23 protein-coding genes and 1 tRNA gene are annotated in these 23579 nt (G+C 66.0%); 9 read left to right on the forward strand and 15 right to left on the reverse strand.

Features of this window, described 5'->3' with window-relative positions; genetic code table 11:
- On the forward strand, positions 1–582 hold a 582-nt coding region (locus VNQ78_RS03085), incomplete at its 5' end, for an NAD-dependent epimerase/dehydratase family protein (RefSeq protein ID WP_325686481.1).
- A 3-nt stretch (positions 583–585) separates the two neighbouring features.
- Here VNQ78_RS03085 and VNQ78_RS03090 read toward each other — a convergent pair.
- From VNQ78_RS03090 to dapF, 7 genes are all read right to left on the reverse strand, one after another.
- Positions 586–1326: a COG3650 family protein gene (locus VNQ78_RS03090; RefSeq protein ID WP_325686483.1), complete on the reverse strand. Its 741-nt coding sequence runs from the start codon at positions 1324–1326 to the stop codon at positions 586–588.
- Between the two features lie 8 nt (positions 1327–1334).
- Positions 1335–3320, reverse strand: a complete 1986-nt coding sequence (dxs, locus tag VNQ78_RS03095) for a 1-deoxy-D-xylulose-5-phosphate synthase (RefSeq protein WP_325686485.1) — start codon at positions 3318–3320, stop codon at positions 1335–1337.
- Entirely contained in the window at positions 3313–4176 is an 864-nt protein-coding gene (locus VNQ78_RS03100; protein ID WP_325686487.1) for a farnesyl diphosphate synthase, read from the reverse strand. The genes dxs and VNQ78_RS03100 overlap by 8 nt, the downstream gene beginning before the upstream one ends.
- On the reverse strand, positions 4176–4412 hold the full coding sequence (locus VNQ78_RS03105) for an exodeoxyribonuclease VII small subunit (protein WP_325686489.1): 237 nt from the start codon (positions 4410–4412) through the stop codon (positions 4176–4178). Before VNQ78_RS03105 ends, VNQ78_RS03100 begins: the two co-directional genes overlap by 1 nt.
- A complete protein-coding gene (locus VNQ78_RS03110) occupies positions 4409–5326 on the reverse strand; it encodes a histone deacetylase family protein (protein ID WP_325686491.1) in 918 nt (305 codons plus the stop codon). The genes VNQ78_RS03105 and VNQ78_RS03110 overlap by 4 nt, the downstream gene beginning before the upstream one ends.
- Positions 5327–5473: 147 nt before the next feature.
- Positions 5474–6739 carry a tRNA (N(6)-L-threonylcarbamoyladenosine(37)-C(2))-methylthiotransferase MtaB gene (mtaB, locus tag VNQ78_RS03115; protein ID WP_325686493.1) on the reverse strand — a complete coding sequence of 422 codons (1266 nt, stop codon included), beginning with the start codon at positions 6737–6739 and terminating at the stop codon, positions 5474–5476.
- On the reverse strand, positions 6736–7563 hold the full coding sequence (gene dapF / locus VNQ78_RS03120) for a diaminopimelate epimerase (RefSeq protein ID WP_325686495.1): 828 nt from the start codon (positions 7561–7563) through the stop codon (positions 6736–6738). Before dapF ends, mtaB begins: the two co-directional genes overlap by 4 nt.
- A gap of 97 nt (positions 7564–7660) precedes the next feature.
- Here dapF and VNQ78_RS03125 point away from each other — a divergent pair.
- From VNQ78_RS03125 to betC, 3 genes are all read left to right on the forward strand, one after another.
- Positions 7661–7736 (forward strand) — tRNA-Lys (locus tag VNQ78_RS03125).
- Positions 7737–7968: 232 nt separating this feature from the next.
- A complete protein-coding gene (gene choX, locus VNQ78_RS03130) occupies positions 7969–8910 on the forward strand; it encodes a choline ABC transporter substrate-binding protein (protein WP_325686497.1) in 942 nt (313 codons plus the stop codon).
- Positions 8911–10407, forward strand: a complete 1497-nt coding sequence (gene betC, locus VNQ78_RS03135) for a choline-sulfatase (RefSeq protein ID WP_325686499.1) — start codon at positions 8911–8913, stop codon at positions 10405–10407.
- Here betC and VNQ78_RS03140 read toward each other — a convergent pair whose 3' ends face one another.
- Entirely contained in the window at positions 10408–11460 is a 1053-nt protein-coding gene (locus tag VNQ78_RS03140; protein WP_325686501.1) for a glycosyltransferase family 61 protein, read from the reverse strand. It abuts the gene before it with no gap.
- Between the two features lie 45 nt (positions 11461–11505).
- Positions 11506–11820: an antibiotic biosynthesis monooxygenase gene (locus VNQ78_RS03145; protein ID WP_325686503.1), complete on the reverse strand. Its 315-nt coding sequence runs from the start codon at positions 11818–11820 to the stop codon at positions 11506–11508.
- Positions 11821–12021: 201 nt separating this feature from the next.
- Between VNQ78_RS03145 and VNQ78_RS03150 the strand changes: the two genes are divergently transcribed.
- The 5 genes from VNQ78_RS03150 to VNQ78_RS03170 all read left to right on the forward strand — a co-directional run bounded on the left by VNQ78_RS03150 (position 12022) and on the right by VNQ78_RS03170 (position 16152).
- On the forward strand, positions 12022–12597 hold the full coding sequence (locus tag VNQ78_RS03150; protein ID WP_325686505.1) for a DUF1269 domain-containing protein: 576 nt from the start codon (positions 12022–12024) through the stop codon (positions 12595–12597).
- A 52-nt stretch (positions 12598–12649) separates the two neighbouring features.
- Positions 12650–13423, forward strand: a complete 774-nt coding sequence (gene mtgA / locus VNQ78_RS03155; protein WP_325686507.1) for a monofunctional biosynthetic peptidoglycan transglycosylase — start codon at positions 12650–12652, stop codon at positions 13421–13423.
- A gap of 77 nt (positions 13424–13500) precedes the next feature.
- Positions 13501–14190, forward strand: coding sequence for a glutathione S-transferase family protein (locus VNQ78_RS03160; RefSeq protein ID WP_325686509.1), 690 nt, complete (start codon positions 13501–13503; stop codon positions 14188–14190).
- A complete protein-coding gene (gene queG / locus VNQ78_RS03165; protein WP_325686511.1) occupies positions 14171–15214 on the forward strand; it encodes a tRNA epoxyqueuosine(34) reductase QueG in 1044 nt (347 codons plus the stop codon). The genes VNQ78_RS03160 and queG overlap by 20 nt, the downstream gene beginning before the upstream one ends.
- Entirely contained in the window at positions 15211–16152 is a 942-nt protein-coding gene (locus VNQ78_RS03170) for a DMT family transporter (RefSeq protein WP_325686513.1), read from the forward strand. The genes queG and VNQ78_RS03170 overlap by 4 nt, the downstream gene beginning before the upstream one ends.
- Positions 16153–16158: 6 nt before the next feature.
- Here VNQ78_RS03170 and VNQ78_RS03175 read toward each other — a convergent pair whose 3' ends face one another.
- From VNQ78_RS03175 to VNQ78_RS03200, 6 genes are read right to left on the reverse strand one after another with little or no spacing between them, the layout of a single operon-like run.
- Positions 16159–17553, reverse strand: a complete 1395-nt coding sequence (locus VNQ78_RS03175) for a hypothetical protein (RefSeq protein ID WP_325686515.1) — start codon at positions 17551–17553, stop codon at positions 16159–16161.
- 1 nt (position 17554) lies between these two features.
- Positions 17555–19270: a beta-1,6-N-acetylglucosaminyltransferase gene (locus tag VNQ78_RS03180; protein WP_325686517.1), complete on the reverse strand. Its 1716-nt coding sequence runs from the start codon at positions 19268–19270 to the stop codon at positions 17555–17557.
- Positions 19267–20292 carry a glycosyltransferase family 2 protein gene (locus tag VNQ78_RS03185; RefSeq protein WP_414694038.1) on the reverse strand — a complete coding sequence of 342 codons (1026 nt, stop codon included), beginning with the start codon at positions 20290–20292 and terminating at the stop codon, positions 19267–19269. Before VNQ78_RS03185 ends, VNQ78_RS03180 begins: the two co-directional genes overlap by 4 nt.
- A 15-nt stretch (positions 20293–20307) precedes the next feature.
- On the reverse strand, positions 20308–21564 hold the full coding sequence (locus VNQ78_RS03190) for a glycosyltransferase family 1 protein (RefSeq protein ID WP_325686519.1): 1257 nt from the start codon (positions 21562–21564) through the stop codon (positions 20308–20310).
- Positions 21554–22552, reverse strand: coding sequence for a UDP-glucose 4-epimerase GalE (galE, locus tag VNQ78_RS03195; protein ID WP_325686521.1), 999 nt, complete (start codon positions 22550–22552; stop codon positions 21554–21556). The genes VNQ78_RS03190 and galE overlap by 11 nt, the downstream gene beginning before the upstream one ends.
- A gap of 1 nt (position 22553) precedes the next feature.
- The gene (locus tag VNQ78_RS03200) at positions 22554–23444 is read right to left on the reverse strand and encodes a UTP--glucose-1-phosphate uridylyltransferase (RefSeq protein WP_325686523.1); all 891 of its coding nucleotides are present in this window, start codon (positions 23442–23444) and stop codon (positions 22554–22556) included.
- Positions 23445–23579: the final 135 nt, after the last annotated feature.

Consider the following 23579-nt stretch of genomic DNA (forward strand, 5'->3'; position numbering starts at 1 on the left):
TGGCTTGGCTATCTCTCGACCACCGGGGTCTATGGCGACCACGGCGGCGGCTGGATCGACGAGGGAACGCCGCTTGCCCCCGCGACCCGACGCGGCCGCGAGCGTGTCGCGTCCGAGGAAGGCTGGCAGGCGCTTGCCGCCGCCCATGACCTGCCGCTGCATGTCTTTCGCCTTGCCGGGATCTATGGCCCCGGACGCGGGCCCTTCGCCAAGGTCAGGGCCGGGACCGCGCGCCGGATCGTCAAGCCGGGTCAGGTCTTTTCCCGCATCCATGCCGAGGATCTCGCGCAGGCATTGCTGGCCTCGATCCGCTCGCCGTCTCCCGGCGCGGTCTATAACCTCTGCGACGACGATCCCGCCCCGCCAGAGGAGGTGATCGCGCATGCCGCCAAACTGCTGGGCCTGCCCCTGCCCCCGACCGAGGATTTCGCCACCGCCGAGATGACGCCGATGGCCCGGTCCTTCTATGCCGAAAGCAAGCGCGTCTCGAACGCGCGGATCAAGCGCGAGCTGGGCATCCGGCTGAAATATCCCGATTACCGCAGCGGCCTTGCGGCGCTGCTGGCCGAGGGCGGCGACTGAACCCTATCGCGCGATCGAGCAGCAGCCGGTCAACATCCGCGACGGCGTTTCCGCCCCGTCGAGGATGACGGAAACCGCCAGCGCAAAGCCGCGATCGGACATGCCGTCGCTGCATTGCGCGGGGCGGATGAAGGCCGTGACGCGGCCCTTGCCGTCGCCCGCGATCAGGCCGCGCGTCGGCTCGCCCTCGATCCCGCGATCCATGACCTTGCGCAGTTCAAGCGCCCGGTCCCCGGCATCGGGTTCGGAAAAAACCATGCCCGAGCGGGTGGTCTTGAGACCCCAGAAAGGCTCGGTCCCGTGGCAGGCTAGGCTTTGGGGCAGCGAGGCAGGCTGCCAGACGCCCTTCTGCTCGGCCAGGAAGCGCAGCGCCACCCAGCCCGACCGCTCGCCCGCGTTGACCCGGCCCCATTTGCCCGAGGAATCGCGGGCCACGACCTCGACCCCCTTCGCCGTCGCGGGCAGCGTGGCGATGACCTTGGCCTGCCCGTCCGGCTTTTCGCGCACGTTCAGCGTCTCCCATGTCTCGACCACGGTGACGTCGAACAGGTTGGGCAGGAAGCCGTCGGGCTTCGCGGGCGCGGGCGGAGGCGCGACCAGCGGCGCGGGCCGCGGGGTCTCCGGCGCCTTGGCCGCCTCGTCCCCTTCCGGCGCGGCGGCCGGGGCCGGTTCCACAGCCTTGTCCTGAGCCCCGGCCGCCAGCGGCAATGTCAGGGCAAATCCGGTCAGGAGAACTCGAAGCATGGAACCTCTCAGGCACGTTTGGCGATGGCGACGCCCAGAACCTCCAATACCTTGGCCCTGATGTCCGGGGCGGACATGCGGGCTTCGCGGTACATGGCCTCGGGGCTGGCATGATCAATGAACGTATCCGGCAGAACCATCTGACGGAAGCGCAAGCCGTCATCGAAAATACCTTCATCGGCAAGAAGTTGCGCGACGAGGCTACCGAAGCCGCCGACGGCCCCTTCCTCGATGGTGATCAGCGCCTCATGCGTGCGGGCAAGGCGCAGGATCAGCTCGCGGTCGAGGGGCTTGGCGAAACGCGCGTCAACCACTGTGGGCTGGACGCCCGAGGCGGCAAGTTCCTCGCGCGCGCGCATGACCTCGGCCAGACGCGTGCCGAAGGAGAGGATCGCGACGCCCTTACCCTCGACAATGACGCGGCCCTTGCCGATCTCGAGCGGGATGCCGCGTTCGGGCATCTCGACGCCCGTGCCCTCGCCACGGGGATAGCGGAAGGCGATGGGGCCGGCATCATGCGCGGCCGCGGTCGCGACCATGTGGACCAGCTCCGCCTCATCCGCGGCGGCCATCACGACCATGCCGGGCAGATTGGCGAGGAAGGCGATGTCATAGGCCCCGGCATGGGTCGCGCCATCCGCGCCGACAAGGCCCGCGCGGTCGATGGCGAAACGCACCGGCAGGCGCTGGATCGCAACATCATGGACGACCTGATCATAGCCGCGCTGCAGGAAGGTCGAATAGAGCGCGCAGAAGGGCTTCATCCCCCCCGCCGCCAGCCCGGCCGAGAAGGTCACCGCATGTTGCTCGGCAATGCCCACGTCGAAGCAGCGGCGCGGGAAACGCTCGGCGAAAAGGTTGAGGCCGGTGCCGTCCGGCATGGCAGCGGTCACCGCGACGATCTTCTCGTCCCGGCTCGCCTCCTCGATCAGGGCGCGCGCGAAGACCGAGGTATAGCTCGGCGCGTTCGACTTTGCCTTGGCCTGCGCGCCGGTGGTCACGTCGAACTTGGCGGTCGCATGGCCCTTGTCGGCGGCCTGCTCGGCCGGGGCATAGCCTTTGCCCTTGCGCGTCACCGCATGGATCAGGACCGGCCCGGTCGCGCGCGCCTTCAGCGTGCGCAGCAGCGGCAGAAGCTGGCTGAGGTCATGGCCGTCCACCGGGCCGACATAGGAAAAGCCCAGCTCCTCGAACAGCGTGCCGCCGACGGTCATGCCCTTGAGCATCTCCTTGGCGCGGCGCGCACCTTCCTGCAGGGTCGGCGGCAGGAAGCCCACCGCGCCCTTGGCCACGGCCTTCAGGTCCTGGAACGGGTTCTCGGCATAGAGCCGGGTCAGATAGCGCGACAGCGCCCCGGTCGGCGGCGCGATCGACATTTCGTTGTCGTTCAGCACCACGAACAGGCGCTTGCCCAGATCGCCCGCATTGTTCAGCGCCTCGAAGGCCATGCCGGCGGTCATCGCGCCATCGCCGATCACCGCGACCGCATCGCCCGTATCGCCGCCCAACTCGCGCGCCATCGCAAAACCCAGCGCCGCGCTGATCGAGGTCGAGCTGTGCCCCGCCCCGAACGGATCATAGGGGCTTTCGGAACGCTTGGTGAAGCCCGAGAGCCCGCCCTCGGTCCGCAGCGTGCGGATGCGGTCGCGCCGTCCGGTCAGGATCTTGTGCGGATAGCATTGGTGGCCGACGTCCCAGATGATCTTGTCGCGCGGCGTCTCGAATACCGCGTGCAGCGCGACCGTCAGCTCCACGACGCCAAGGCCCGCGCCAAGGTGCCCCCCGGTCACGGAAACGGCGCTGATCGTCTCGGCGCGTAGCTCTCCGGCAAGCTGGATCAGCTCACGGTCGCTCAGCGCCTTCAGGTCCGAAGGCAGGTTGACCCGGTCGAGGACGGGGGTGGCTGGGCGGTCGGGCTGCTGGTCGGTCTGGCTCACGGGCTGAACCCTTCTTGATCGTGAAACTTCGGGCGAGCGGGGCCTGGGATCAGGCATCCCGCTCGATGATGAACCGCGCAAGCCGCCGCAGGTTTCCTGCCGCCTCGCCATAAGGTTCAAGCGCGGCATCTGCGTGACGCACAAGCTCGCGCGCGTTTTCGCGCGCGCCGTCGAGGCCAAGCAGCGAAACGAAGGTCGCCTTGTTCGCCTCGCCGTCCTTGTGCAGGCGCTTGCCGGTCTCGGCCTCGTCGCCGGTCACGTCGAGGATATCGTCCTGAATCTGGAAGGCGAGGCCGATATTCCGGGCATATTCGGTCAGCGGCGCCACGTCCCGGCCCGCCATGATCGCGCCGGCGGTGCCGGAAAAGACGATGAGCGCCCCGGTCTTGGCACCTTGCAGGCGCTGGATCGCGGCAATGTCCAGCGGCTCGGACGCGGTTTCGGCCGCGATGTCGAGGGCCTGACCCCAGACCATGCCGCGCGCGCCCACCGCATCAGCGAAGGCGCGGATCAGATTGATGCGCGCTTCGGGCGAGCCAACCTCGGGCTGGGTCAGAAGACCGAAGGCAAGGGTCTGGAGCGCGTCGCCGGCAAGAATCGCCGTCGCCTCGGACCATTTGACGTGGCAGGTCGGCAGGCCCCGGCGCAGGTCGTCATCATCCATCGCCGGCAGGTCGTCATGGACGAGGCTATAGGCGTGCAGCGCCTCGACTGCGGCAGCGACGGGCAGCGCGGCGGCATCCGGCAGCCCAAACAGGCGCGCCGATTCCATGACGAGGAAAGCGCGCAGCCGCTTGCCGCCGGTGCAGGCATAGCGCATCGCGTCGGTCAATTCGCCCGGCGGAAGGCCGGCCATGGCCGCGTCCAGCGCGGCCTGAACCTGCGCCTTCACATCATCGAGGCGGTGCTGCATCACAGCCCCTCGACGGGCACTGTTCCGGTCGGCTGACCATTGGCGGCAAGGGTAATCTTCTCGACCCGTTCCTCGGCCTTGCGCAAAACCTCGTCGCAATGCTTGCGCAGCGCGGCGCCGCGTTCGTAAAGCGTGATCGATTCCTCCAGCGTGGCCTCGCCATGCTCGAGCTTGCCGACGGTCGCCTCAAGCTCGCGCATCGCCTCCTCGAAGGACATGTTTTCGATCTCGGTCATAGCGACGTCTCCCTCAGAACCTCGACATGGGCGCGCGTGGTGCGGCCCAGGGCGGCAAGATCATAACCGCCTTCGAGGACCGATACCACCGGGGCCGAACATGCCGTGGCGGAGTCGCAGATCATCCGGCTGATCGCACGGAAATCATCGTCGTCCCACGCAAGCGAGGCCAGCGGGTCGTCGGCATGGGCGTCGAAGCCTGCGGAAACCAGCACAAGCTGAGGCCGCCAGTCGGCAACGCGGTCGCAAATCTCGCGCCAGGCGGCCCGCGCGGGCGTGCCATCCGTCCCCGAGTGCAGCGGAAAGTTCGCGATCTGGCCATATGCCCCACGCTCGGATGCAGCGCCGGTGCCGGGATAAAGCGGAAACTGATGGGTCGAGGCGAAGAAGGCCCGCGGTTCGTTCCACAGCAAGTCCTGCGTGCCATTGCCGTGATGAACGTCGAAATCCAGCACCGCCAGCCGGTCGATCCCGTGATGGTCCAGCGCCCGCTGCGCCCCGATCGCGATGGAGTTCAGGATGCAGAAGCCCATCGCCCGCGCCCGCTCGGCATGGTGGCCCGGTGGGCGCATGGCAACGAAGGCATTCGGCCCCTCGCCCGCAAGGACCGCATCGACAGCTGCGCAGACGCCGCCCACCGCATGGCGCGCTGCGGTCAGGCTGCCCGCCGAAAGATAGGTGTCCGCATCGAGCATCGTCCAGCCTTCATCCGGCACCTTGCGCCGGACGGTCGCAAGATAGCTGGCGGGATGGCAGCGCAGAATATCCTCATCCTCGGCGTCGGGTGCTTCGCGGCGATCGAGGTCCATATCCCGCAACGCACCGATCACGGCATCGAGTCGCGACACCTGTTCCGGGTGGCTTGGCGGCGTAACATGCCGAAATCCCGACGGATGTGTATAAAGGAGCGTCATCGCGCAACGATTATGCGCGGCCCATTTCCCGAGCAAGAACTTGTTCCCGAACCTGCCGAAATGGACGACTGGCACCTTGCCCTACTGCCTAAGCAAAGCGCAGATCGCGGTTTCGCGCGCCGGATCTTGCTGCAACGCAGCATGGAATCAGGCGATCAGGCGCTGTCCGTCATGGCCGGTGATCGCAACCTCGATCAGCGAGCCTTCGGGCATGTCGCGATCAAAGGAAACCTCGGTGAAATGCTCGGTCCGGGCAAGGCGCGGCCCCTCGGTCAGCACCAGACGGCGCGTGCCGACCTGCGCCTGAAGATGGCGGGCCAGCGCCTTGTCGCCCGCGGCGCGCAGGCGCGAGGCGCGCTCCTTGATCGCAGGGCCATCGACGCGGGGCATCCGCGCAGCCGGGGTGCCCTTCCGCGCCGAATAGGGAAAGACATGCAGGAAGGTCAGGCCGCAATCCTCGACCAGCTTCAGGCTGTTTTCGAACATCGCTTCGGTCTCGGTCGGGAAACCGGCAATGATATCGGCGCCAAAGACGATGCCGGGGCGCAGGCGGCGGGCATCCTCGCAAAAGCGGATGGCGTCGTCGCGCAGGTGGCGGCGCTTCATCCGCTTCAGGATCATGTCGTCGCCCGCCTGCAAGGACAGGTGCAGATGCGGCATCAGGCGCGGTTCGGTCGCGATGGCCAGCATCAGGTTCTCATCCGCCTCGATCGAATCGATCGAGCTGATGCGCAGTCGGGGCAGATCGGGAACCAGCCGCAGGATGCGCATGACCAGATCGCCCAGCTTCGGCTGACCGGGCAGGTCCGCGCCCCATGAGGTCAGGTCAACGCCGGTCAGCACAACCTCGTTGAAGCCGCGGTCGCGCAGGCGCTTGATCTGCTCGACCACCACCCCCGCCGGGACCGAGCGCGAATTGCCGCGACCGTAAGGGATGATGCAGAAGGTGCAGCGATGGTCGCAACCGTTCTGGACCTGCACATAGGCACGATGACGGCCGAAGCCGTCGATCAGGTGGCCCGCCGTCTCCTTCACCGACATGATGTCGTCGACCTGCACCTTCTCGGTCTCGCCGATCAGGTCGGGGGCCTGCATCGCGGCCCATGTCGCGGGCTGCATCTTTTCGTGGTTGCCGATGACCCGCGTGACCTCGGCCATGGCGGCAAAGGTCTCGGGTTCGGTCTGGGCCGCGCAGCCGGTGACGATGACGGGCGCACCGGGATTTTCGCGGGCAAGGCGGCGGATCTCCTGCCGGGCCTTCCGCACCGCCTCGGCCGTCACGGCGCAGGTGTTCACGATCACCGCGCCGCTGAGCCCGGCGGCATCGGCCATCTCGCGCATGGCCTCGGTCTCATAGGCATTGAGCCGGCAGCCGAGCGTCGCGAAGACCGGAGGGTTTGCCTGATCCTTCATCCCCGCCAGACCCCGTCAAAGACATGCGCGGTCGGGCCGGTCATCCAGACCCCGTCCTCGCGCCAGTCGATCTCCAGCACGCCGCCCGGCACGTTGACCTTGACCTTGCGGTTCGTCAGCCCGCGCCGCGCCGCCGCGACCACCGCCGCGCAAGAGCAGGAACCGGAGGCCAGCGTGATGCCCGTCCCGCGTTCCCAGATGCGCAGAATGATCTCGTCAGGCGAGACGACCTGCACCACTTCCACATTGGTGCGTTGCGGGTAAAGCGGATGTCTTTCGTGGATCGGGCCGAAATGCTCCAGATGGACTGCCGCCACGTCCTCGACAAAGAAGGTCATGTGCGGATTGCCCATGCCGGTGGCGACGGGATCGCCCGCAATCGGCAGGTGCAGCATATCGACATCCTCGGCCAGCGGCACATGCGCCCAGTCGAGCACGGGCGGCCCCATGTTCACGCGCGTCAGGCCATTGCCCGCCTCCTCTGCCAGAAGGACGGCGTGATCGGTCGCAAGGCGCAGCTCACGCCGGCCCGATTCGTCCAGAAGATAGCGCGCGACGCAGCGCGTGGCATTGCCACAGGCGGCCGAGATCGAGCCGTCGGAATTGTAGAAGACCAGCCGCGCATCGGCATTCTCGCCCGGCAGGATCACGGCCAACTGGTCGAATCCGATGCCGAAATGGCGGTCCGCCATGGCCGCCACCACGGCAGCATCGGGCAGCCGCCCGGTCTCGCGACCGTCGATGACGACGAAATCATTGCCCAGCCCATGCATTTTCATGAAGGGCAGCGGGGCGCGGAGGCCAAGGTGCTGCTGCTGATCCATGCCGGTCACATACGCTCGCTGCAAAGTTTTTTCCAGAGGTCGCGTTTTTTCCGCTTGACCCCACCAGCCACCAACACTAATCAGCCCCCCGTGATGTGGGCCCATAGCTCAGTTGGTAGAGCAACTGACTTTTAATCAGTGGGTCACAGGTTCGAATCCTGTTGGGCTCACCACTTTTTCTCGCAGAGAAACAGGCGCTTCGCTGCAGCCGTCCGACAAGGACGGCCGGCAGCTTCCGACTTCCCCGAGCAGCCGTCAAGTGGTGACAAGACATCGGCAATCGGCCAGGCCAAAACCGGCCACGAGGTCGGGTTTTTCCTGCCCTATTGCGTCCGCGGCCCGGCTATGGGCTCATTGACCTCTCCGCGACGGGATCGCCCCGCCGAGACGACAAGAGAGGTCATCATGAACCCCAAACTCGCAATCCCCGCCGTCGCCATGCTCGCGGCCCTATGCGCGCTGCCCGCCGCCGCCGAAGAGGCCGCGGCCTGCCGCACGGTGCGCCTTTCCGATCCCGGCTGGACCGACATCACCGCCACCAACGGCGTCGCCCGCGCCCTGCTGCAGGGGCTGGGCTACAAGCCCGACATCAAGACCCTGTCGGTTCCGATCGGCTATGAGGCGCTGAAGAGCGGCGAGACCGACGTCTTCCTCGGCAACTGGATGCCGGCGCAGCAGAAATTCCGCGACGACCTCGACGCCTCGGGCAAGACCGAGGTTCTGGTCCAGAACCTGACCGGCGCGAAATTCACCCTCGCCGTGACCGATGCGGCAAGCGATCTGGGCGTCAAGGACTTCGCCGATCTCGACCAGCACAAGGACGCCTTCCAGGGCACGATCTATGGAATCGAGCCGGGCGCGCCGGCAAACCAGTCCATCACCAAGATGATCGACGAGGACAAGTTCGGCCTCGGCGACTGGAAGCTGGTCGAATCGGGCGAGCAGGCGATGCTGGCGCAGGTCGCGCGTAATGACGCCGCGGGCACGCCCTCGGTCTTTCTGGCCTGGGCGCCGCATCCGATGAACGTGAACCTGAAGATCACCTATCTGTCCGGCGGCGATGCCGAGTTCGGCCCCGATTTCGGCGGCGCGACCGTTCATACCGTGGCGCGCAAGGACTGGATCGCGGCCTGCCCCAATGCGGCGAAGCTTTTCCGGCAACTGACCTTTACCGTCGATCAGGAAAACCTGCTGATGGGCAGCATCCTTGACGAGGGCATGGACGCCGCGGATGCCGCCAAGGCATGGATCGCCGAAAATCCCGAGGCGGTCGCGAAATGGCTCGATGGTGTCACCACGTTTGACGGCCAGCCCGGTGCGGATGCGGTCATGGCTTCGGTGAAGTAATTGTCACGCCCGAATATCCTGATCGTCATGGTCGACCAGCTGTCGGGGGTGCTTTTCCCCGACGGCCCGGCCGAGTTCCTGCACGTCCCGAATCTGCGCAAGCTGGCCGAGAAATCGACCCGCTATGCGAATGCCTATACCGCAAGCCCGCTTTGTTCCCCCGCGCGGGCCAGCTTCATGGCCGGGCAATTGCCGCGCCGCACCCGCGTCTATGACAATGCGGCCGAATTCGCCTCGGACATCCCGACCTATGCGCATCACCTGCGCCGGGCGGGCTATCAGACCTGCCTCTCCGGCAAGATGCATTTCGTCGGCGCCGACCAGCTCCACGGGTTCGAGGAGCGGCTGACGACCGACATCTATCCCGCCGATTTCGGCTGGACCCCGGATTACCGCAAACCGGGCGAGCGTATCGACTGGTGGTATCACAATATGGGCTCGGTCACGGGCGCGGGCGTGGCCGAGATCACCAACCAGTATGAATATGACGACGAGGTCGCCTATAACGCCTGCCGCAAGCTCTATGACCTGTCGCGCGGTGCGGATCCCCGGCCATGGTGTCTGACCGTCAGCTTCACCCATCCACATGACCCCTTCGTCGCGCGGCGCAAGTATTGGGATCTTTACGAGGGCATCCCCGAGCTGGAGCCGCCCGAGGCCATTCCCTACGACCGGATGGACGCCCATTCGCAGCGGCTGATGGAGTCCTGCGACTGGCGCGGCCTGAACGTCACGCCCGAGAACATCCGCCGCGCCCGGCAGGGCTATTTCGCCAACATCACCTATGTCGACGAAAAGCTGGGCGAGCTTCTGGACGTGCTGGACCGCAGCCGGCAGGAGGCGATCGTGGTCTTCGTCTCGGACCATGGCGAAATGCTGGGCGAGCGCGGCCTGTGGTACAAGATGAACTTCTTCGAGCCCTCGGCCCGCGTGCCAATGATGATCTCGGCCCCCGGAATGGAGCCGGGGCTGGTCGAGAACCCGGTTTCGACCATCGACCTGCTGCCGACGCTTTGCGAGCTTGCCGGCATCCCGAGGGAGGAGGTCGCGCATTGGACCGATGGCGAGTCGCTGGCGCAGGGCAGCGCGGATCATGGCCCGGTCGCGATGGAATACGCGGCCGAGGGTTCGATCACGCCGCTGGTCGGGCTGCGCGAGGGCGACTGGAAATATATCGCCTGCAGCGCCGATCCCGAACTGCTCTACAACCTCGCCGACGACCCGGAGGAGCGGGTGAACCGCGCGACCGATCCGACCGCCGCGCCGGTGTTGGAGCGGATGCGCAGCCGAGCAGCCGAACGCTGGGATCTTGCCGCCTATGACGCTGAGGTGCGGGAAAGTCAGGCCCGGCGCTGGGTGGTCTATGAGGCGCTGCGTCAGGGCAACTATGAATCCTGGGACTTCCAGCCGCTTCAACTCGCCTCGGAACGCTATATGCGCAACCACATGGACCTGAACGTGCTGGAGGAATCCAAGCGCTTTCCGCGCGGGGAATAGTCAGTCGAAAAGGTCGAGCGTCAGCGCAAGATCGCTCCAGTCGAGGGTGAAGACGGTGTCATTGCCCTCGGCCACCACAAGGCCATAGCGCTGCCCCAGCCGGTCGCTCAACTGCTTCAAGGTCGCCGCGACGCGGTCGGGCGGCTGGATCGGCAGGATCGCCGCGCCGGGCGGTGCGACGATGATGCCATGCACCAGATGGCTGCCCTCGACGCCCACGATGGCGCGGGCGGCACCGCAAGCCTCGATCAACTCATCGACGGTCGAGGCGAGCGGGTCGATCACCTTGAACCCGCGCTCGGCCGCGAGCTTTTCGGCCAGCTCCCGCTCGTTCTTCAGCAGGCGCAGGTCGCCGCCGGTTCCCCTGAGCAGGAAGACCCCCGGCACCGGCGCGGGGTTGCGCCCGGCCAGCAGACGCTCGCGCAATTCCGCCTGCCGCCGCCATTTGTCGGGATTGTTCGGCAGGTCCGAGAAAAGGACGAGTTCATCGAAATGCACATCAGCCGGAAGGCGCTGCGGGGTCACGCCCAACAACTCCTCGTAACGGCCGGCATGGCTGGAGGGCGAAGGCGCAGGCGTCATCGAGAGCGGCTGCCCGGTCCTTTCAGCCAGCGGCCACGAGACCAGCGCATCCATCAGCCAGCTTCCGAACCAGCGATTGGTGTTCCACGTCTCGTAAAGCGCGCCACTGGCCGAGACCCGCGGACGCAGGGCCAGACCGATGCGGTTGCGGCGGCTGCGCAGATGCATCTCGGCGCCGTCGCCATAAAGCACGCCATCGACCAGATCGACATCGCGGAACCGCCAGCCGAGCGTCGGCCCCTCGCGCGCCTCGCCCTCCTGCGTCAGGGCGGTGACGGTGTCGGCAAGGGTGGCAAAGACGCTGGCCCTGATCCGCTCTACCTGCCCCGGCAGGAACAGGGCGGGCTGGATATGAACGATCCCGTCCGGCGCCTCCTGCCAGTTTTCCACCGCGCCGGCGAAGAAGTCGGTCTCGGGACGGCCAAGCAGCCTGCGGATTCGCGCGCTATAGGGGCGAAGGGGATTTGGCATAGGCCGCGATGGCTCCGGTCTGTGGCGGTAAGGGCGAGGTCGGCGCTAGGGGCGGGTGACGGCGCGCCCTTCGACCAGAATCGGCGCGAAGAAGCGCTTGCTGCGGCGGCCCGTGGTCAGCGGGTCAATCAGTTCGATGCAGCGGCGATAATGCGGGGTCGCGCGATGCTGGTCCAGCGCAGCCTCGTCGGCGAAGATCTCGTAGACGGAGAAGCTGTTCTCGTCCTCGGGATCGCAGAGCAGGTCGAAGCGGATATTGCCCGGCTCGGTCTGCGCGCCCTGCCAGTTCAGCCGGAACGCCTCGATGAAGGCATCGCGTTTGCCCGGCTGGACCTGGATATGGACAAGCTGGATCAGCATTCGCACCTCATGCGTCGTAAGGATCGGCGGGTCGGCTTCCATTTGGCACCATCGGACCTGCCGGTGACAAGACCGGATCCGCCCAAAGCCCCAAGTTTGGGGCTTGCGCCCATGCCGCGACAGGGGAAAGATCACGGCACCGGAACGGGTTGCCGGCTTGCGGCGTTCCGCCCGCGCCATCCCACAACGAGGATTCCACTGATGTCCGATCTGCTTGTCATTGCCTTCGACGACGAGGCCACCGGCTTCGAACTGCGCAGCGAACTGGTCAAGATGCAAAAGGAATACCTGATCCAGCTTGAGGACGCGGTGGTCGTGACCCGTCCCACGGCCGAGGACATCCAGCTGCATCAGGCGGTGAACCTGACCGCCGCCGGCGCGGTCGGTGGCGGCTTCTGGGGAACGCTGGTCGGACTGCTGTTCCTGAACCCGCTGATCGGGGCGGCGGTGGGCGCGGCCTCGGGCGCGATTGCGGGGCGGCTCAGCGATATCGGCATCAACGACGCCTTCATGCGCGATATCGGCCGCTCGATCCCGCCGGGCGGCTCGGCCGTGTTCATTCTGGTGCGCAAGATGACTGCGGACAAGGTGCTGTCGCGGCTTGAGGCGTTCCACCTGCGCGGCCGGGTTCTGCAAACCTCGCTGCCGGACGAGCAGGAAGCGAAGCTGCGCGAAGCCTTCGCCGGCGGCAAGCTTGGCAGCGCCCTGGGCGTGCCCCAGGCCGATGCCCGCCCCGCCACCGCCCCGCAACCAGGCGAAGGGGCCGCCGGCGCCTGACCGGCGCCGCAAATGCTTGACGCAAAGGGCATCGGCGTGACAGGACGCGCCCATGCCCCGACGCAGTGACAGCATCACCGATACCGAGGAGCTGGTCGAGGCACCGGCCCGACCAAGGCGACGCCGAGCGCGCCGGCCGCGGCGCCTGCGGCCGCTGCGCAGCGCCGCCCTCTGGCTTGCCGGTTGGCTGCGCTGGATCGGGGTCCGGCTGCTGGCGCTGATGTTCGTGCTGGTCTTCCTGTTTTCGTTCATCAACCCGCCGACAAGCTGGACCATCATCAGCGGAACGCGGGAATATCCCGGCACGCCGCGCGAATGGACGCGCCTCGCGCAGATCTCTCCCGCCATGGTGCGCGCCGTGGTGGCGGCCGAGGACGCGAATTTCTGCAACCACTGGGGTTTCGACATGATCGAGATCCGCAAGGTGATCGCTTCGGGCTCCAGCCGCGGGGCCTCGACCCTCTCGCAGCAGACGGCGAAGAACGTGTTTCTGTGGCAGGGCCGAAGCTGGCCGCGCAAGGTTCTCGAGACGGTCTATACCCCGATGATCGAGGCGCTCTGGTCCAAGCGCCGCATCGTCGAGGTCTATCTGAACCTTGCCGAATTCGGCCGCGGGGTCTTTGGCATCCATGCCGCCGCTCGGCATTATTTCGGCACGACTCCCGACAAGCTGACCGCGCGGCAGGCAGCGGCGCTCGCCTCGATCCTGCCCTCGCCGAAAACCCGCATGCCGCAGACGGGATCGGCCAGAACGCGGGCTATCGCCGACGGGGCGGCCACGATCCGCGCGGATGGGCGCGATTCCTGCCTGTTGCTGCCGCGCTGATCCAAGCTTGTTGAAACCGCGGGTTACGCAGCGTATCACACAAGCTGTCCGCGAATGTTCCCCGGTGTTTTCCCCAGATGAATACTGCTCCCAGCAATTCCACGATTCGACTCTATCACATCGCGCTCTCGCCCTATTGCCGCAAGGTGCGGCTGGTTCTGGCCGAGAAGCGGGTGGAGGTCGAACTGGTCGAGGACCGCTATTGGGAACCCGGCACCGAGATCATGCGCCGCAACCCGGCCGGCAAGCTGCCGGTGCTGCGCCTGGATGGGCGCCTGCTGGCCGAAAGCCAGGCGATCTGCGAATATCTGGACGAACGCTATCCGAACCCGGCGCTGATGCCCGCCTCGGCGATCGACCGCTATGAGGTGCGCCGCCTTTGCTCGTGGTTCGACGACAAGTTCGCGAATGAATGCACGCGCCCGGTGATGAATGAACGGGTGTGGAAAAAGGTCATGCGCCTCGGCTACCCGGATTCGCGCACCGTCAAGGCGGGGCTGTCGTCCATCCGCTATCACATGGATTACATGAAATCCCTGCTGGAGCAGCGCCGCTGGCTGGCGGGCGACGTGATGACGATGGCGGATTTCGCCGCGGCCGCCCATATCTCCTGCCTCGACTATATTTCGGACGTGGACTGGACCCATTCCTCGGAGGTGCAGGAATGGTATGCCAAGATCAAGTCGCGCCCGGCTTTCCGCAGCCTGCTGGCCGACCACTTGCCGGGCGTGCACCCGGCGCCGCATTATGCGCTCCTGGATTTCTGACCCGGCCCAGATCCGTTCCCGGCTGGAGGCGCAAGCGCGGGCCGAGGGTTTCTCGGCCCTTGGCATTTGCGCGCCGGACGCCGATCCGCAGCTTCCCGAACGGCTGGCCGAGTTCATCGGCAAGGAGCGTCATGGCCAGATGGCATGGATGGCCGAGCGGACGCATTGGCGCGGCTCGCCTCCGACCCTCTGGCCGTCGGCGGGGTCGGTCATCATGCTGGCCGAACTCTATACCCCCGACCACGACCCGCTGGAGGTGCTGTCCCATCCCGATCGCGGCGGGATCAGCGTCTATGCGCAGGGCAAGGACTATCACGATCTGGTCAAGAAGCGGCTGAAGCGGCTGGGCGGCTGGCTGGTCAACCTGACCGGATGCGAGATCAAGGTCTTTGTCGATACCGCGCCGGTCATGGAAAAGCCGCTGGCGCAGGCGGCGGGGCTGGGCTGGCAGGGCAAGCACACCAACCTGCTGTCGCGGGAGTTGGGAAGCTGGTTCTTCCTCGGCTCGATCTTCACCACGCTGGATCTGCCCAAGGACAAGCCGCAGCGGTCAAATTGCGGCTCGTGCCGGGCTTGCCTCGACGCCTGCCCGACCGGAGCCTTTCCCGCGCCCTACCAGCTCGACGCGCGGCGCTGCATCTCCTACTTGACGATCGAGCATAAGGGGCCGGTCGATCCCGAATTGCGGCCGATGATGGGGAACCGCATCTATGGCTGCGACGATTGCCTTGCCGCCTGTCCCTGGAACAAGTTCGCGCAGGCCGCGACCGAGTTGCGCTATCACGGCCCGCATGGAGCGCCGGCGCTGGCGGAACTGGCAGCCCTTGACGATGCGGCCTTTCGCGAGCGTTTCGCCGGCAGTCCGATCAAGCGCATCGGCCGGGACCGGATGGTCAGGAACGTGCTTTATGCGATCGGCAATTCGGGGCTTGCACATCTGCGCCCGGTGGCCGAAGGCTTGACCCGTGATCCCGATCCCGCAGTCGCCGACGCGGCGCAATGGGCCTGCCAAAGACTGACATGACTCCGACCCCTCCAAGCCCGCTGCGCGGCATCCTGCTGAAATGTTTCAGCGTTGTCGTCTTTACCCTGATGGCCTCGATCATCAAGGCGACATCCGCGGAGGGCCTTGGCATCCCGCCGGGGCAACAGGTCTTCTTCCGCTCGCTTTTCGCGATTCCGGTGATCCTCGTCTGGCTGATCTGGCGCAAGGAACTGGGTGTCGGGCTGAAAACCTATCGCCCGATGGGGCATTTCTATCGCGGCGTGATCGGCACCATGGCGATGGCGCTGGGGTTCTGGGCGCTGTCCCTGCTGCCCTTTCCCGAGGTGACGGCGCTTGGCTATGCCGCACCGCTGCTGACCGTGATCTTCGCGGCCATGTTCCTTGGCGAGGAGGTGCGTCTTTTTCGCATCGCGATGGTGGTGATGGGGCTTGCCGGCGTAGTGGTCGTGCTGTCCCCGCGCCTGACCACGGGAACCGAGATGGACCTGCGCGAAAGCCTTGGCGCGGTGGTGACGCTGGCCGGGGCGGCCTGCACGGCGCTGGCGATGATCTTCGTGCGCAAGATGGCGCAGGAGGAGCGCACCTCGGCCATCGTCTTCTGGTTTTCGGTGACATCGACCATTCTCAGCCTGCTGACCCTGCCCTTCGGCTGGGTGATGCCAGATCCGGGGACCGCGGCCTTGCTGGTGACGATCGGCCTGCTGGGCGGGCTGGGGCAGATCCTGTTGACCTCGGCCTATCGCTTTGCCGATGCCTCGCTGATCGCGCCCTTCGAATATGTCTCGATGCTGTTTGCGCTGCTGATCGGCTGGTTCGTCTTTGGCGAGGCGCCGACCGTGGTGATGCTGGTGGGGGCCGCGCTGGTCATCACGGCCGGCATCCTGATCATCTGGCGCGAACGGCAGCTTGGGCTTGAACGCAACCGCCAGCGCAAGGCGATGACGCCGCAGGGCTAGACCCGCTCAGGGCTGCCCCGCGAAGCCGAAGGCAATGTAGTCGCGCAGATAGGCCCGCTTCGCCGCGCCGCGCAGTTTCTGGTCCTTCAGGAAATCCGGGAACTGCTCGGCCCTTGGCAGGGCGGGCGCCGACTTGATCCCCGCGCTGCCGGCAAGCCAGCCCAGATCCTCGTCCAGATCCGCCTCGCGCAGCACCATGTCCGGCGCGCCGAACCGCGAGAAACCCGACAGGACTTCGGCCTGCGTGGCCCAGCCCGGATGCGTCGGCAATGAGGTCTGCCCGCTGAGGTTGCGGCGCAGGAAATCGAGGAAGGCTTCGAAAAGCTCGGCCTTGCGGTCGTCGGTCAGCGCGGCAAGCTCAGCCTCCGGCGGCAGGGCGACGCGGTAGATCTGTCGCATCAGGTCGCGAAGCTGGGCATTGCTGCTCGTCAACAGCAAATCAAAGGCGGTCCATGCACGCCGCAGGGGATGACGCAGCACCGTGAAACTGCGATGCCCGGCATGGTCGCGCTTCCATTGCCGGAGCGTGTTGTGGTTCAGCCCCGTCGTCACCTTGCCGATCTGGCCCAGCCATGCCTCGATCCGCTCCGAGGGGCCGCCCTTGACGGGCATGAAGACCAGCCCCCTGCCCGCCTCCGAGGCGACGAAGGAGGGGATGGCCGGGCCGCGCTTCGGCTCGAAATTCGGGATCCGCCGCAGCATGAACGGGTCGAGCCGGGAGAGCGCCGCCTCCATCTCGTCGAAATTCGAAACCTTCTCGGACAATTCGCGCGGGTTCTGCGGCACCTGATCGCTGGCCGGCTCGACCTTCTTGACGTCGGTGCGCCCAAGCCAGTGCAAAAGGCCGGTCATCACCTCGGTGTCGCGCAGGTCGTCATAGCCCAGCCAGAAGGCGGTCTGGCCCGTCACCTGCAGCCGGTGCTGGACCTTCAGCTGGAACTCCTCGATCTCCGAGACCACCTGATCGAACTCCTCCGGGTCGAAGCGAGCGGCGGCGGGGATCGGGGTCTCGGTCTCGTTCAGCTTCCACTGGTTCGTCGCGCGGGCCAGCGCGGTCGAGACATAGCTGTCGACCGGATTCCGGGTCAGCACGATCTTGGCGCAGGCCCGGTCCTCCATGATCGCGTCAAAGACCCGCGGGTCATGGTCGTGGAAATAGCGAAAGCCCGGCAGATGGTTCGGCTTGTTGAAGATCGCGGCCAGCAGGGGCAGCGGGTCGATGTCGCGTTCGGCCTTGGTGATGCCCTTCAACTCGTCCTTGTCCGGCCAGCCCATCATATAGGGGTTGAAGGCCTCGCCAAAGCAGGTGACGCGCTTGACGCCGTTCAGCGTCGCCTCAAGCAGGTTCGAGCCGGTCCGCATCTCGGCAAAGATGACAAAGCGCTGGAAGGGCTGGTTCATGTCAGATGCTTTCCTTGCTCGGGGCGGGGTCGACGACGGGGAAATCACCCATCAGTTGCGGGCGCAATCCCGCATTGCGAAGGCGCTGGAGGAATCGGCCCATCCCTGCCAGTTCCCGCATCTCGGGCAGGTTCGCGGCGGCATCGGGGTCGCCGCCCAGCTCGCGCAGGACGCTGCGCAGCGCGCCCGCGGGGCGTGCGCAGAAATCGCCCAGATCCCAGATCCGCGTCCGGGCCTTCAGCCAGACCGAATTCAGAATGTTCATCTGCTCAAGCTCGATGCGTTGGAGCAGCGCGGCAATGCGGCGAATGTCGTCGAAAGGCATGCCGGAATGCAGCAGGGGCACAGCCCAGGCCCCGGTGATGACGAAGAATTGCGCGTTCGGATCGGTAGCCATGAACCAGTTCAGATCCTGCTGGTCGCGCGGACTGAACTGGATGACCTGCATCCGCGGCGACATGCGGATCAGGTTCGCCACGAAGCCGCGCGCGTCGAGGTCGCGCAGCGCCGCGCTGTCCGGGAGCCCGCCCGGCCCGACCTGCGCCCTGCCCCCGAACTCGACCCTGTCCTGCGCCATCAGATGCCCATGGACATCGGCATCGGCCCGCTCGGCCAGCCAGGGTTCGAAATCTGGAAACAGGTCCGAGAAACCCTGCAAGACGGTATAGGGAGCGGCGGTCTTGCCGTTCTCGCGGTCCTTGAGCGGGAACCGGCTCTGCATGTAAAGACCCGGCCGGCCAAGGCGGCGGCGGCTGACCGCCTGGCCAAGGATACGGTCCAGCCTCTCGGGCCGGGGTTCGGCCGCCGAGGGCTCGGCCTGTGCGGGGCGCGGGAAATAGGCATAGAGCGCACTCGCCCGCGGCCAGATCTTGCGCGCGACGAAACAGCGCGATTCCTCGAGAATCTGGCGGTGATCGTTGTAGAACATGTAGGGCTTGCCCTGATCGTCGAACTTGGCCAGCGTCAGGGACCGGCTCTCGATCCGGTTCGAATGCATCCGGGCGAGGGTCTGGAAATAGCTCTCGTCCGGGATCCAGACGCGGCTGAAATAGCGATCAAGCTCGGGCCGGCGCCGATCGGCGAGGATGGCGTGCAGAGTGGCGCGGGTCAGGCACCACCATTGCGAGCCGAGATGCGGCACCACGCCTTCGGGGATGCGGCGCTTGAGCTTGAGGCGACGCTGCAGTTCGACATAGCGGTCGAAAAGCTTCCGCCGCCGACGATAGGCAAAGGGGAAGCGCAGGGTGAAGCGTTCCTCGTTCAGCCCGCCAACGGTCCAGCCCACATCCTCGGCCGTCACGCTTTCGATGAAATCACGGGTCGGGCGCTGCGCGAGAAAGGCGATCAGATCCGCAACCGGCCGGAGCGGCAGGCAGGAACCCGAGACCACCATCACATGGCTCACATCCTCGAACCGATCCAGCAGCAGCGAGGCCGCGTCCTGCGTCGCCTTGATCAGGCTGAACGTGCCCCATTCGCAGGGATGACGGCGCGAGAAGATGATCTCCTCATGCGGCTCGAGGTCGGCCTTCATCGTCGCGACCTCCTCGGCTGCGACCTTGGCGTCGATATGGATCGCGACGACCGCACCGCCCGCCGCCCAGACTTCGGCCATGCGCGCCGCCAGCGGCAATTCGTTATGGCACAGCATAACGATGCCAAGGCGGACCTTGGCGGGATGGGGCGGAGCCGGCGGCTCGTGCTCGGGCGCCGTCATGCCCAGTTCCCCTTCGAGATCAGCCCCAGATCCTCAAGCTGCCGCCAATCCTCATAGCGGCGCGATTCCTCGCACCAGAAATTCTGCTCGTCCTGCAGGCCGGAATGATAGGCCATGTATTCCTGACTGTCGGAATAATGCTGGCGGCGCTCGATCTCCTCGGCGGATTTCCCGGCGAATGTGGACAGGAACTTGGCATGGAGGAGGCAGCCCGAGGCCTTCTCTCCGCCATTCTCGTCGTAGACGAGGTTCAGCGAGCGCGGCAGCAGCATATGGGTCGAGCTGACATAGACATAGGGCCGTTCCCACCTGACCAGCGGGATCTTGTTCAGCGCCGGCCCCTGCACCGGATTGTCGCGGAAAAACGCGCGGCTGCGCGGCCCACCCTGAATCCACAGGTTGCCGAATTCGCCATTCTTGCGGATCGTGTAATTCGCCGGATCGAACCAGGAAGCGATCTGGAACGGATCCTCGCCCTCGCGATAGCTCCGCGCATCCAGCGCGCCCTTGGGATACATGTCGAGGAGCATCGCCGAAAAGGACTTGATCGCCGAGGCGTCCAGCCAGTCGGTCAGCGCCCGCAGCGGCCGGGTGTCGTGATGGGGATAGATCAGGAACTCATCCGGGTCGACGGTCAGGCACCAATGCCCCGTGCCATAGCGCAGCAGCAGCCAGTTCAGCCAGTCCATCCCGAAGCGGGAGTCCTTGTAGCTTGAATGCGTCAGCCAGACCGACACATCAAGCTGCTCGCTGAGGTATTCCAGCCCGCCATCATCCGAGCCGTTGTCGACGACCAGAAAATGCTGGACCCCCATGCGGCGGTAATATTCCAGGAAATAGGGCAGCCGCACCTTTTCGTTGCGGATCGACATGAACAGAAGGATGTCGCCCCGCCGGATGCGGCGGGTGCGGACGGCGATCGGATGCAGGCGACGCCGCCGGCGGACCGCACGTCCCAGCAGATAGTGCCGAAGGGCACGCAGACGCAACTTTCGGCGGGTGATCCTGATCAGTCGCTTCACGGGAATCTTCGCTTTTCAATTGGGCATAGCCGTGGCCGCCCCTGCGCGCAATCCTTCGCGCATGAAGCCGTCCACCAGCGCGAAATGGGTGTCCCATTGCGGCACCGCCAAGGGTGTCTGCCGCGGGGCCGGAGCCGCCGTCCGGCGCATGATCTCCTCTGCCCACAGGTCGGGGCGGTCGGGGGAAAGATAGCAGGCATAATCACCCAGAACCTCGCGGGCGGCGGCAAGGGGCGCGCAGATCACCGGCACGCCCCGCGCCGCGGCCTCGGTATAGGGCAGGCCGAACCCCTCGGCCCGGCTTGGCATCAGAAGCGCCTGTGCCTGCCCGACAAGTGCCGCGACCGCGCCGTCATCGAGGCCGGAAAGCTCGGCAATCGGTCCCGCCTCCGGGCAGGCATCGAGCCGCGCGAAGGTTTCGTGATTTTCCCAGCCACGACGCCCGATGATCACGAGGGCGGGCGCCTCCCCGGGCGGAAGCCGGTCCGCGATGATCTTCCACGCTTCCAGCAACAACGCATGGTTCTTGCGCGGCTCGATCGTGCCCAGCGTCACGAAAAACGGGCGCGCGACCTGCACCACATCGGGCAGGGCCGATGCCTCGACAAGCCGGGTGCCGATCGGAGCCACGGCGATATCGGCCCGCGCGGGCAGGCCCATCCGCTCGCGCCAGCGGATCACATCGGCGCGCGTCGCCTGCGAGATCGCAAGCAGCAGGTCGGCATGACGCAGCACGGCCCCGAACCGCTGGGCGAATTTCTCGGACTGACCGGCGCGCGTATATTCGGGATGATCCAGCGGGATCGTGTCATGGATCATCACAACCCGGCGCAGCGGCGCGAGGTTCGAGAGAAGACTGTCCGAGAGATTGCTGTGGCCCGTCGAAAGATAGGTCGCGCCCTCGCCCAGAATGGCCCGCGCCGCACCGGCAATCCCCCGCCCCGAGGGGTCGGCGGTCTTGAGGGCCATGCGACGCAAGGCAACCTCGGCGCGCAGCCGCGCGTCCTGCCGCCCGCGCAGCCGGTCGATCAGGGCCGCAGGAGGCAGCCCCTCCAGCTTACCGTCGAGCCAGTCGAGGATGACCCGCCCCGCCTCACGCGGCAAAAGCAGTTGGGCCCGCCTGACGCGGGCCAGCAGCAGGTAGGGCCTGCCCCCCTGATCGAGATGGCCCAGCCACTCGGCCTCGACGCGGTCGATTCCGGTGGCCGGGCCCATGCCAAGGCGTGAAATCAGGCGGGAAACATCCAGCAGAATGGCCGGATCAGCGCTCATATCCGCCGTTCTGGTGCCAGCGCCACGCATCGCGGATCATCTGCGGCAAGCTCGAGCGCTCCGGGTTCCAGCCCAGCACGGAAATCGCCTTCTCGCTGCCCGAGACCAGCTTCACGGCGTCACCGCCCCGGCGCGGTCCCTCGGTCATCGGAACCGGACGGTTGGTGACATGGCGCGAATGGTCGATCACCTCACGCACCGTGAAGCCGTTGCCGGTGCCAAGGCAGAACACCTCCTGCGCCCCGCCCGAGACCTTGCCGTCAAGCAGATGGCGCAGGCCCAGCACATGCGCATCGACCAGATCCATCACATGGACATAGTCGCGGATGCAGGTGCCGTCATGGGTCGGGTAATCCGTGCCATGAATGGTCAGCGCCGCGCGCTTGCCATCGACCGCATCAAGGATCAGCGGGATCAGGTGCGTCTCGGGCTGGTGGAACTCGCCCACCTCGCCATCGGGATCGGCACCCGCCACGTTGAAATAGCGGAAGATGACCGAGCTGAGCCCGTCCGAGGCGCCGAAATCCTTCAGCATGTCCTCGATCGCGCGCTTGCTGGCGCCATAGGCGTTCAGCGGCGTCTGGATAGTCGTCTCGTCCAGGACGACGCCGTCATGGTCGCCATAGGTCGCGCAGGTCGAGGAAAAGACGAAGTTTCTGACCCCGGCTGCCAGCGTCGCCTCTATCAGGCTGAGCGATGCGCCGACATTGCCGCGCCAGTATTTGCCCGGCTCGCGCATCGCCTCGCCCACCTGGCTCAGCGCGGCGAAATGCATGACCGCGACGGGTTTGTGGGTCGCGAAGACCTCGTCCAGCCGCGCCCGGTCCATCAGGTCGCCCTGTTCGAACGGACCGAATTTGACCGCGTCGCGCCAGCCTGTGCAGAGATTGTCATAGGTGACGGGCTCGAAGCCCGCGTCACGCAACGCCTTGCAGGCATGCGAGCCGATATAGCCCGCACCCCCGGTAACCAATACCTTCTGCGTCATCTTATTCTGCGGCTTTCCGCATGGACATGATATCCGCCAGATAATCGCCGAACTCGTCCTTCAACTCGTCGCGAGCAAGGCCGAAGGCGACGGTCGCCTGCAGGAAGCCCGCCTTGGAGCCGCAATCGAAACGCTGGCCGCGGAAGCGCAGGCCATAGACGTCGCGCCCGGCCTCGATCTCGTCGGCGATGGCGTCGGTCAGCTGGATCTCGCCGCCGGCACCCTGCTTGAGCTTGTTCAGGTTCTCCATCACGGTCGGCGCAAGGATGTAGCGGCCGATGACGGCGAGGTTCGAGGGCGGGTTTTCCTTGGGCTTCTCGACCATGCCCTTGGCACGGACGATCGCGCCCATGTCCTCGGCGACGTCCAGAACGCCGTAAGCCTTGGTCCGCTCGGGCGAGACTTCCATGGTCGCGACCATGGTGCCGCCGGTTTCCTGATAGGCTTCGATCATCTGCTGAAGGCAGGGCGGCTCGCCCATGATGACGTCGTCGGTCAGGATGACGGCGACCGGCTCGTCCTGCAGAAGGCGGCGGGCACACCAGACGGCATGGCCAAGGCCAAGCGCCTTGTGCTGGCGGACATAGGCGATTGCGCCCGAATCCATATTGGTCGCGCGCAAGGTGTCGAGCAGATCGTTCTTGCCGGCTTTCTTGAGGCTCGATTCCAGCTCATGCGCGTGGTCGAAATAATCCTCGAGCGCGCCCTTGCCCCGCGAGGTGACAAAGATGAATTCCTCGATCCCGGCCGCGCGGGCCTCGTCGATCGCATATTGGATCAGGGGCCGGTCAACCAGCGTCATGATCTCTTTCGGAATGCTCTTTGTGGCCGGCAGAAAACGGGTTCCAAGTCCCGCGACCGGGAAAATGGCCTTCGTCACTTTGCGACTCATCAATTTGGTCTCCTGATGTCTGCGCCGGTCTGGCAAGAGTATCTGCGTTTAGCCGACGGTTGCACAACAATCCCCCGGCACACGGAATGGTTCGATATAATTAAGGAAACTTTTATGAATTCAACTTGAAGCGGC

Source organism: Paracoccus sp. (in: a-proteobacteria), assembly GCF_035556475.1.
Taxonomy (GTDB): domain Bacteria; phylum Pseudomonadota; class Alphaproteobacteria; order Rhodobacterales; family Rhodobacteraceae; genus Paracoccus.

Bases quoted from the DNA above. Each gene is read 5' to 3' on its own strand.
- dapF (WP_325686495.1), bottom strand. From the start codon at position 7,563: ATGGATCAGCAGCAGCACCTTGGCCTCCGCGCCCCGCTGCCCTTCATG.
- VNQ78_RS03180 (WP_325686517.1), bottom strand. From the start codon at position 19,270: ATGACGGCGCCCGAGCACGAGCCGCCGGCTCCGCCCCATCCCGCCAAG.
- mtgA (WP_325686507.1), top strand. From the start codon at position 12,650: ATGCCCCGACGCAGTGACAGCATCACCGATACCGAGGAGCTGGTCGAG.
- VNQ78_RS03090 (WP_325686483.1), bottom strand. From the start codon at position 1,326: ATGCTTCGAGTTCTCCTGACCGGATTTGCCCTGACATTGCCGCTGGCG.
- VNQ78_RS03190 (WP_325686519.1), bottom strand. From the start codon at position 21,564: ATGAGCGCTGATCCGGCCATTCTGCTGGATGTTTCCCGCCTGATTTCA.
- VNQ78_RS03145 (WP_325686503.1), bottom strand. From the start codon at position 11,820: ATGCTGATCCAGCTTGTCCATATCCAGGTCCAGCCGGGCAAACGCGAT.
- VNQ78_RS03140 (WP_325686501.1), bottom strand. From the start codon at position 11,460: ATGCCAAATCCCCTTCGCCCCTATAGCGCGCGAATCCGCAGGCTGCTT.
- VNQ78_RS03105 (WP_325686489.1), bottom strand. From the start codon at position 4,412: ATGACCGAGATCGAAAACATGTCCTTCGAGGAGGCGATGCGCGAGCTT.
- VNQ78_RS03160 (WP_325686509.1), top strand. From the start codon at position 13,501: ATGAATACTGCTCCCAGCAATTCCACGATTCGACTCTATCACATCGCG.
- VNQ78_RS03110 (WP_325686491.1), bottom strand. From the start codon at position 5,326: ATGACGCTCCTTTATACACATCCGTCGGGATTTCGGCATGTTACGCCG.
- choX (WP_325686497.1), top strand. From the start codon at position 7,969: ATGAACCCCAAACTCGCAATCCCCGCCGTCGCCATGCTCGCGGCCCTA.
- VNQ78_RS03170 (WP_325686513.1), top strand. From the start codon at position 15,211: ATGACTCCGACCCCTCCAAGCCCGCTGCGCGGCATCCTGCTGAAATGT.
- mtaB (WP_325686493.1), bottom strand. From the start codon at position 6,739: ATGAAGGATCAGGCAAACCCTCCGGTCTTCGCGACGCTCGGCTGCCGG.
- VNQ78_RS03100 (WP_325686487.1), bottom strand. From the start codon at position 4,176: ATGCAGCACCGCCTCGATGATGTGAAGGCGCAGGTTCAGGCCGCGCTG.
- galE (WP_325686521.1), bottom strand. From the start codon at position 22,552: ATGACGCAGAAGGTATTGGTTACCGGGGGTGCGGGCTATATCGGCTCG.
- queG (WP_325686511.1), top strand. From the start codon at position 14,171: ATGCGCTCCTGGATTTCTGACCCGGCCCAGATCCGTTCCCGGCTGGAG.
- dxs (WP_325686485.1), bottom strand. From the start codon at position 3,320: ATGCCTGATCCCAGGCCCCGCTCGCCCGAAGTTTCACGATCAAGAAGG.
- VNQ78_RS03150 (WP_325686505.1), top strand. From the start codon at position 12,022: ATGTCCGATCTGCTTGTCATTGCCTTCGACGACGAGGCCACCGGCTTC.
- VNQ78_RS03175 (WP_325686515.1), bottom strand. From the start codon at position 17,553: ATGAACCAGCCCTTCCAGCGCTTTGTCATCTTTGCCGAGATGCGGACC.
- VNQ78_RS03200 (WP_325686523.1), bottom strand. From the start codon at position 23,444: ATGAGTCGCAAAGTGACGAAGGCCATTTTCCCGGTCGCGGGACTTGGA.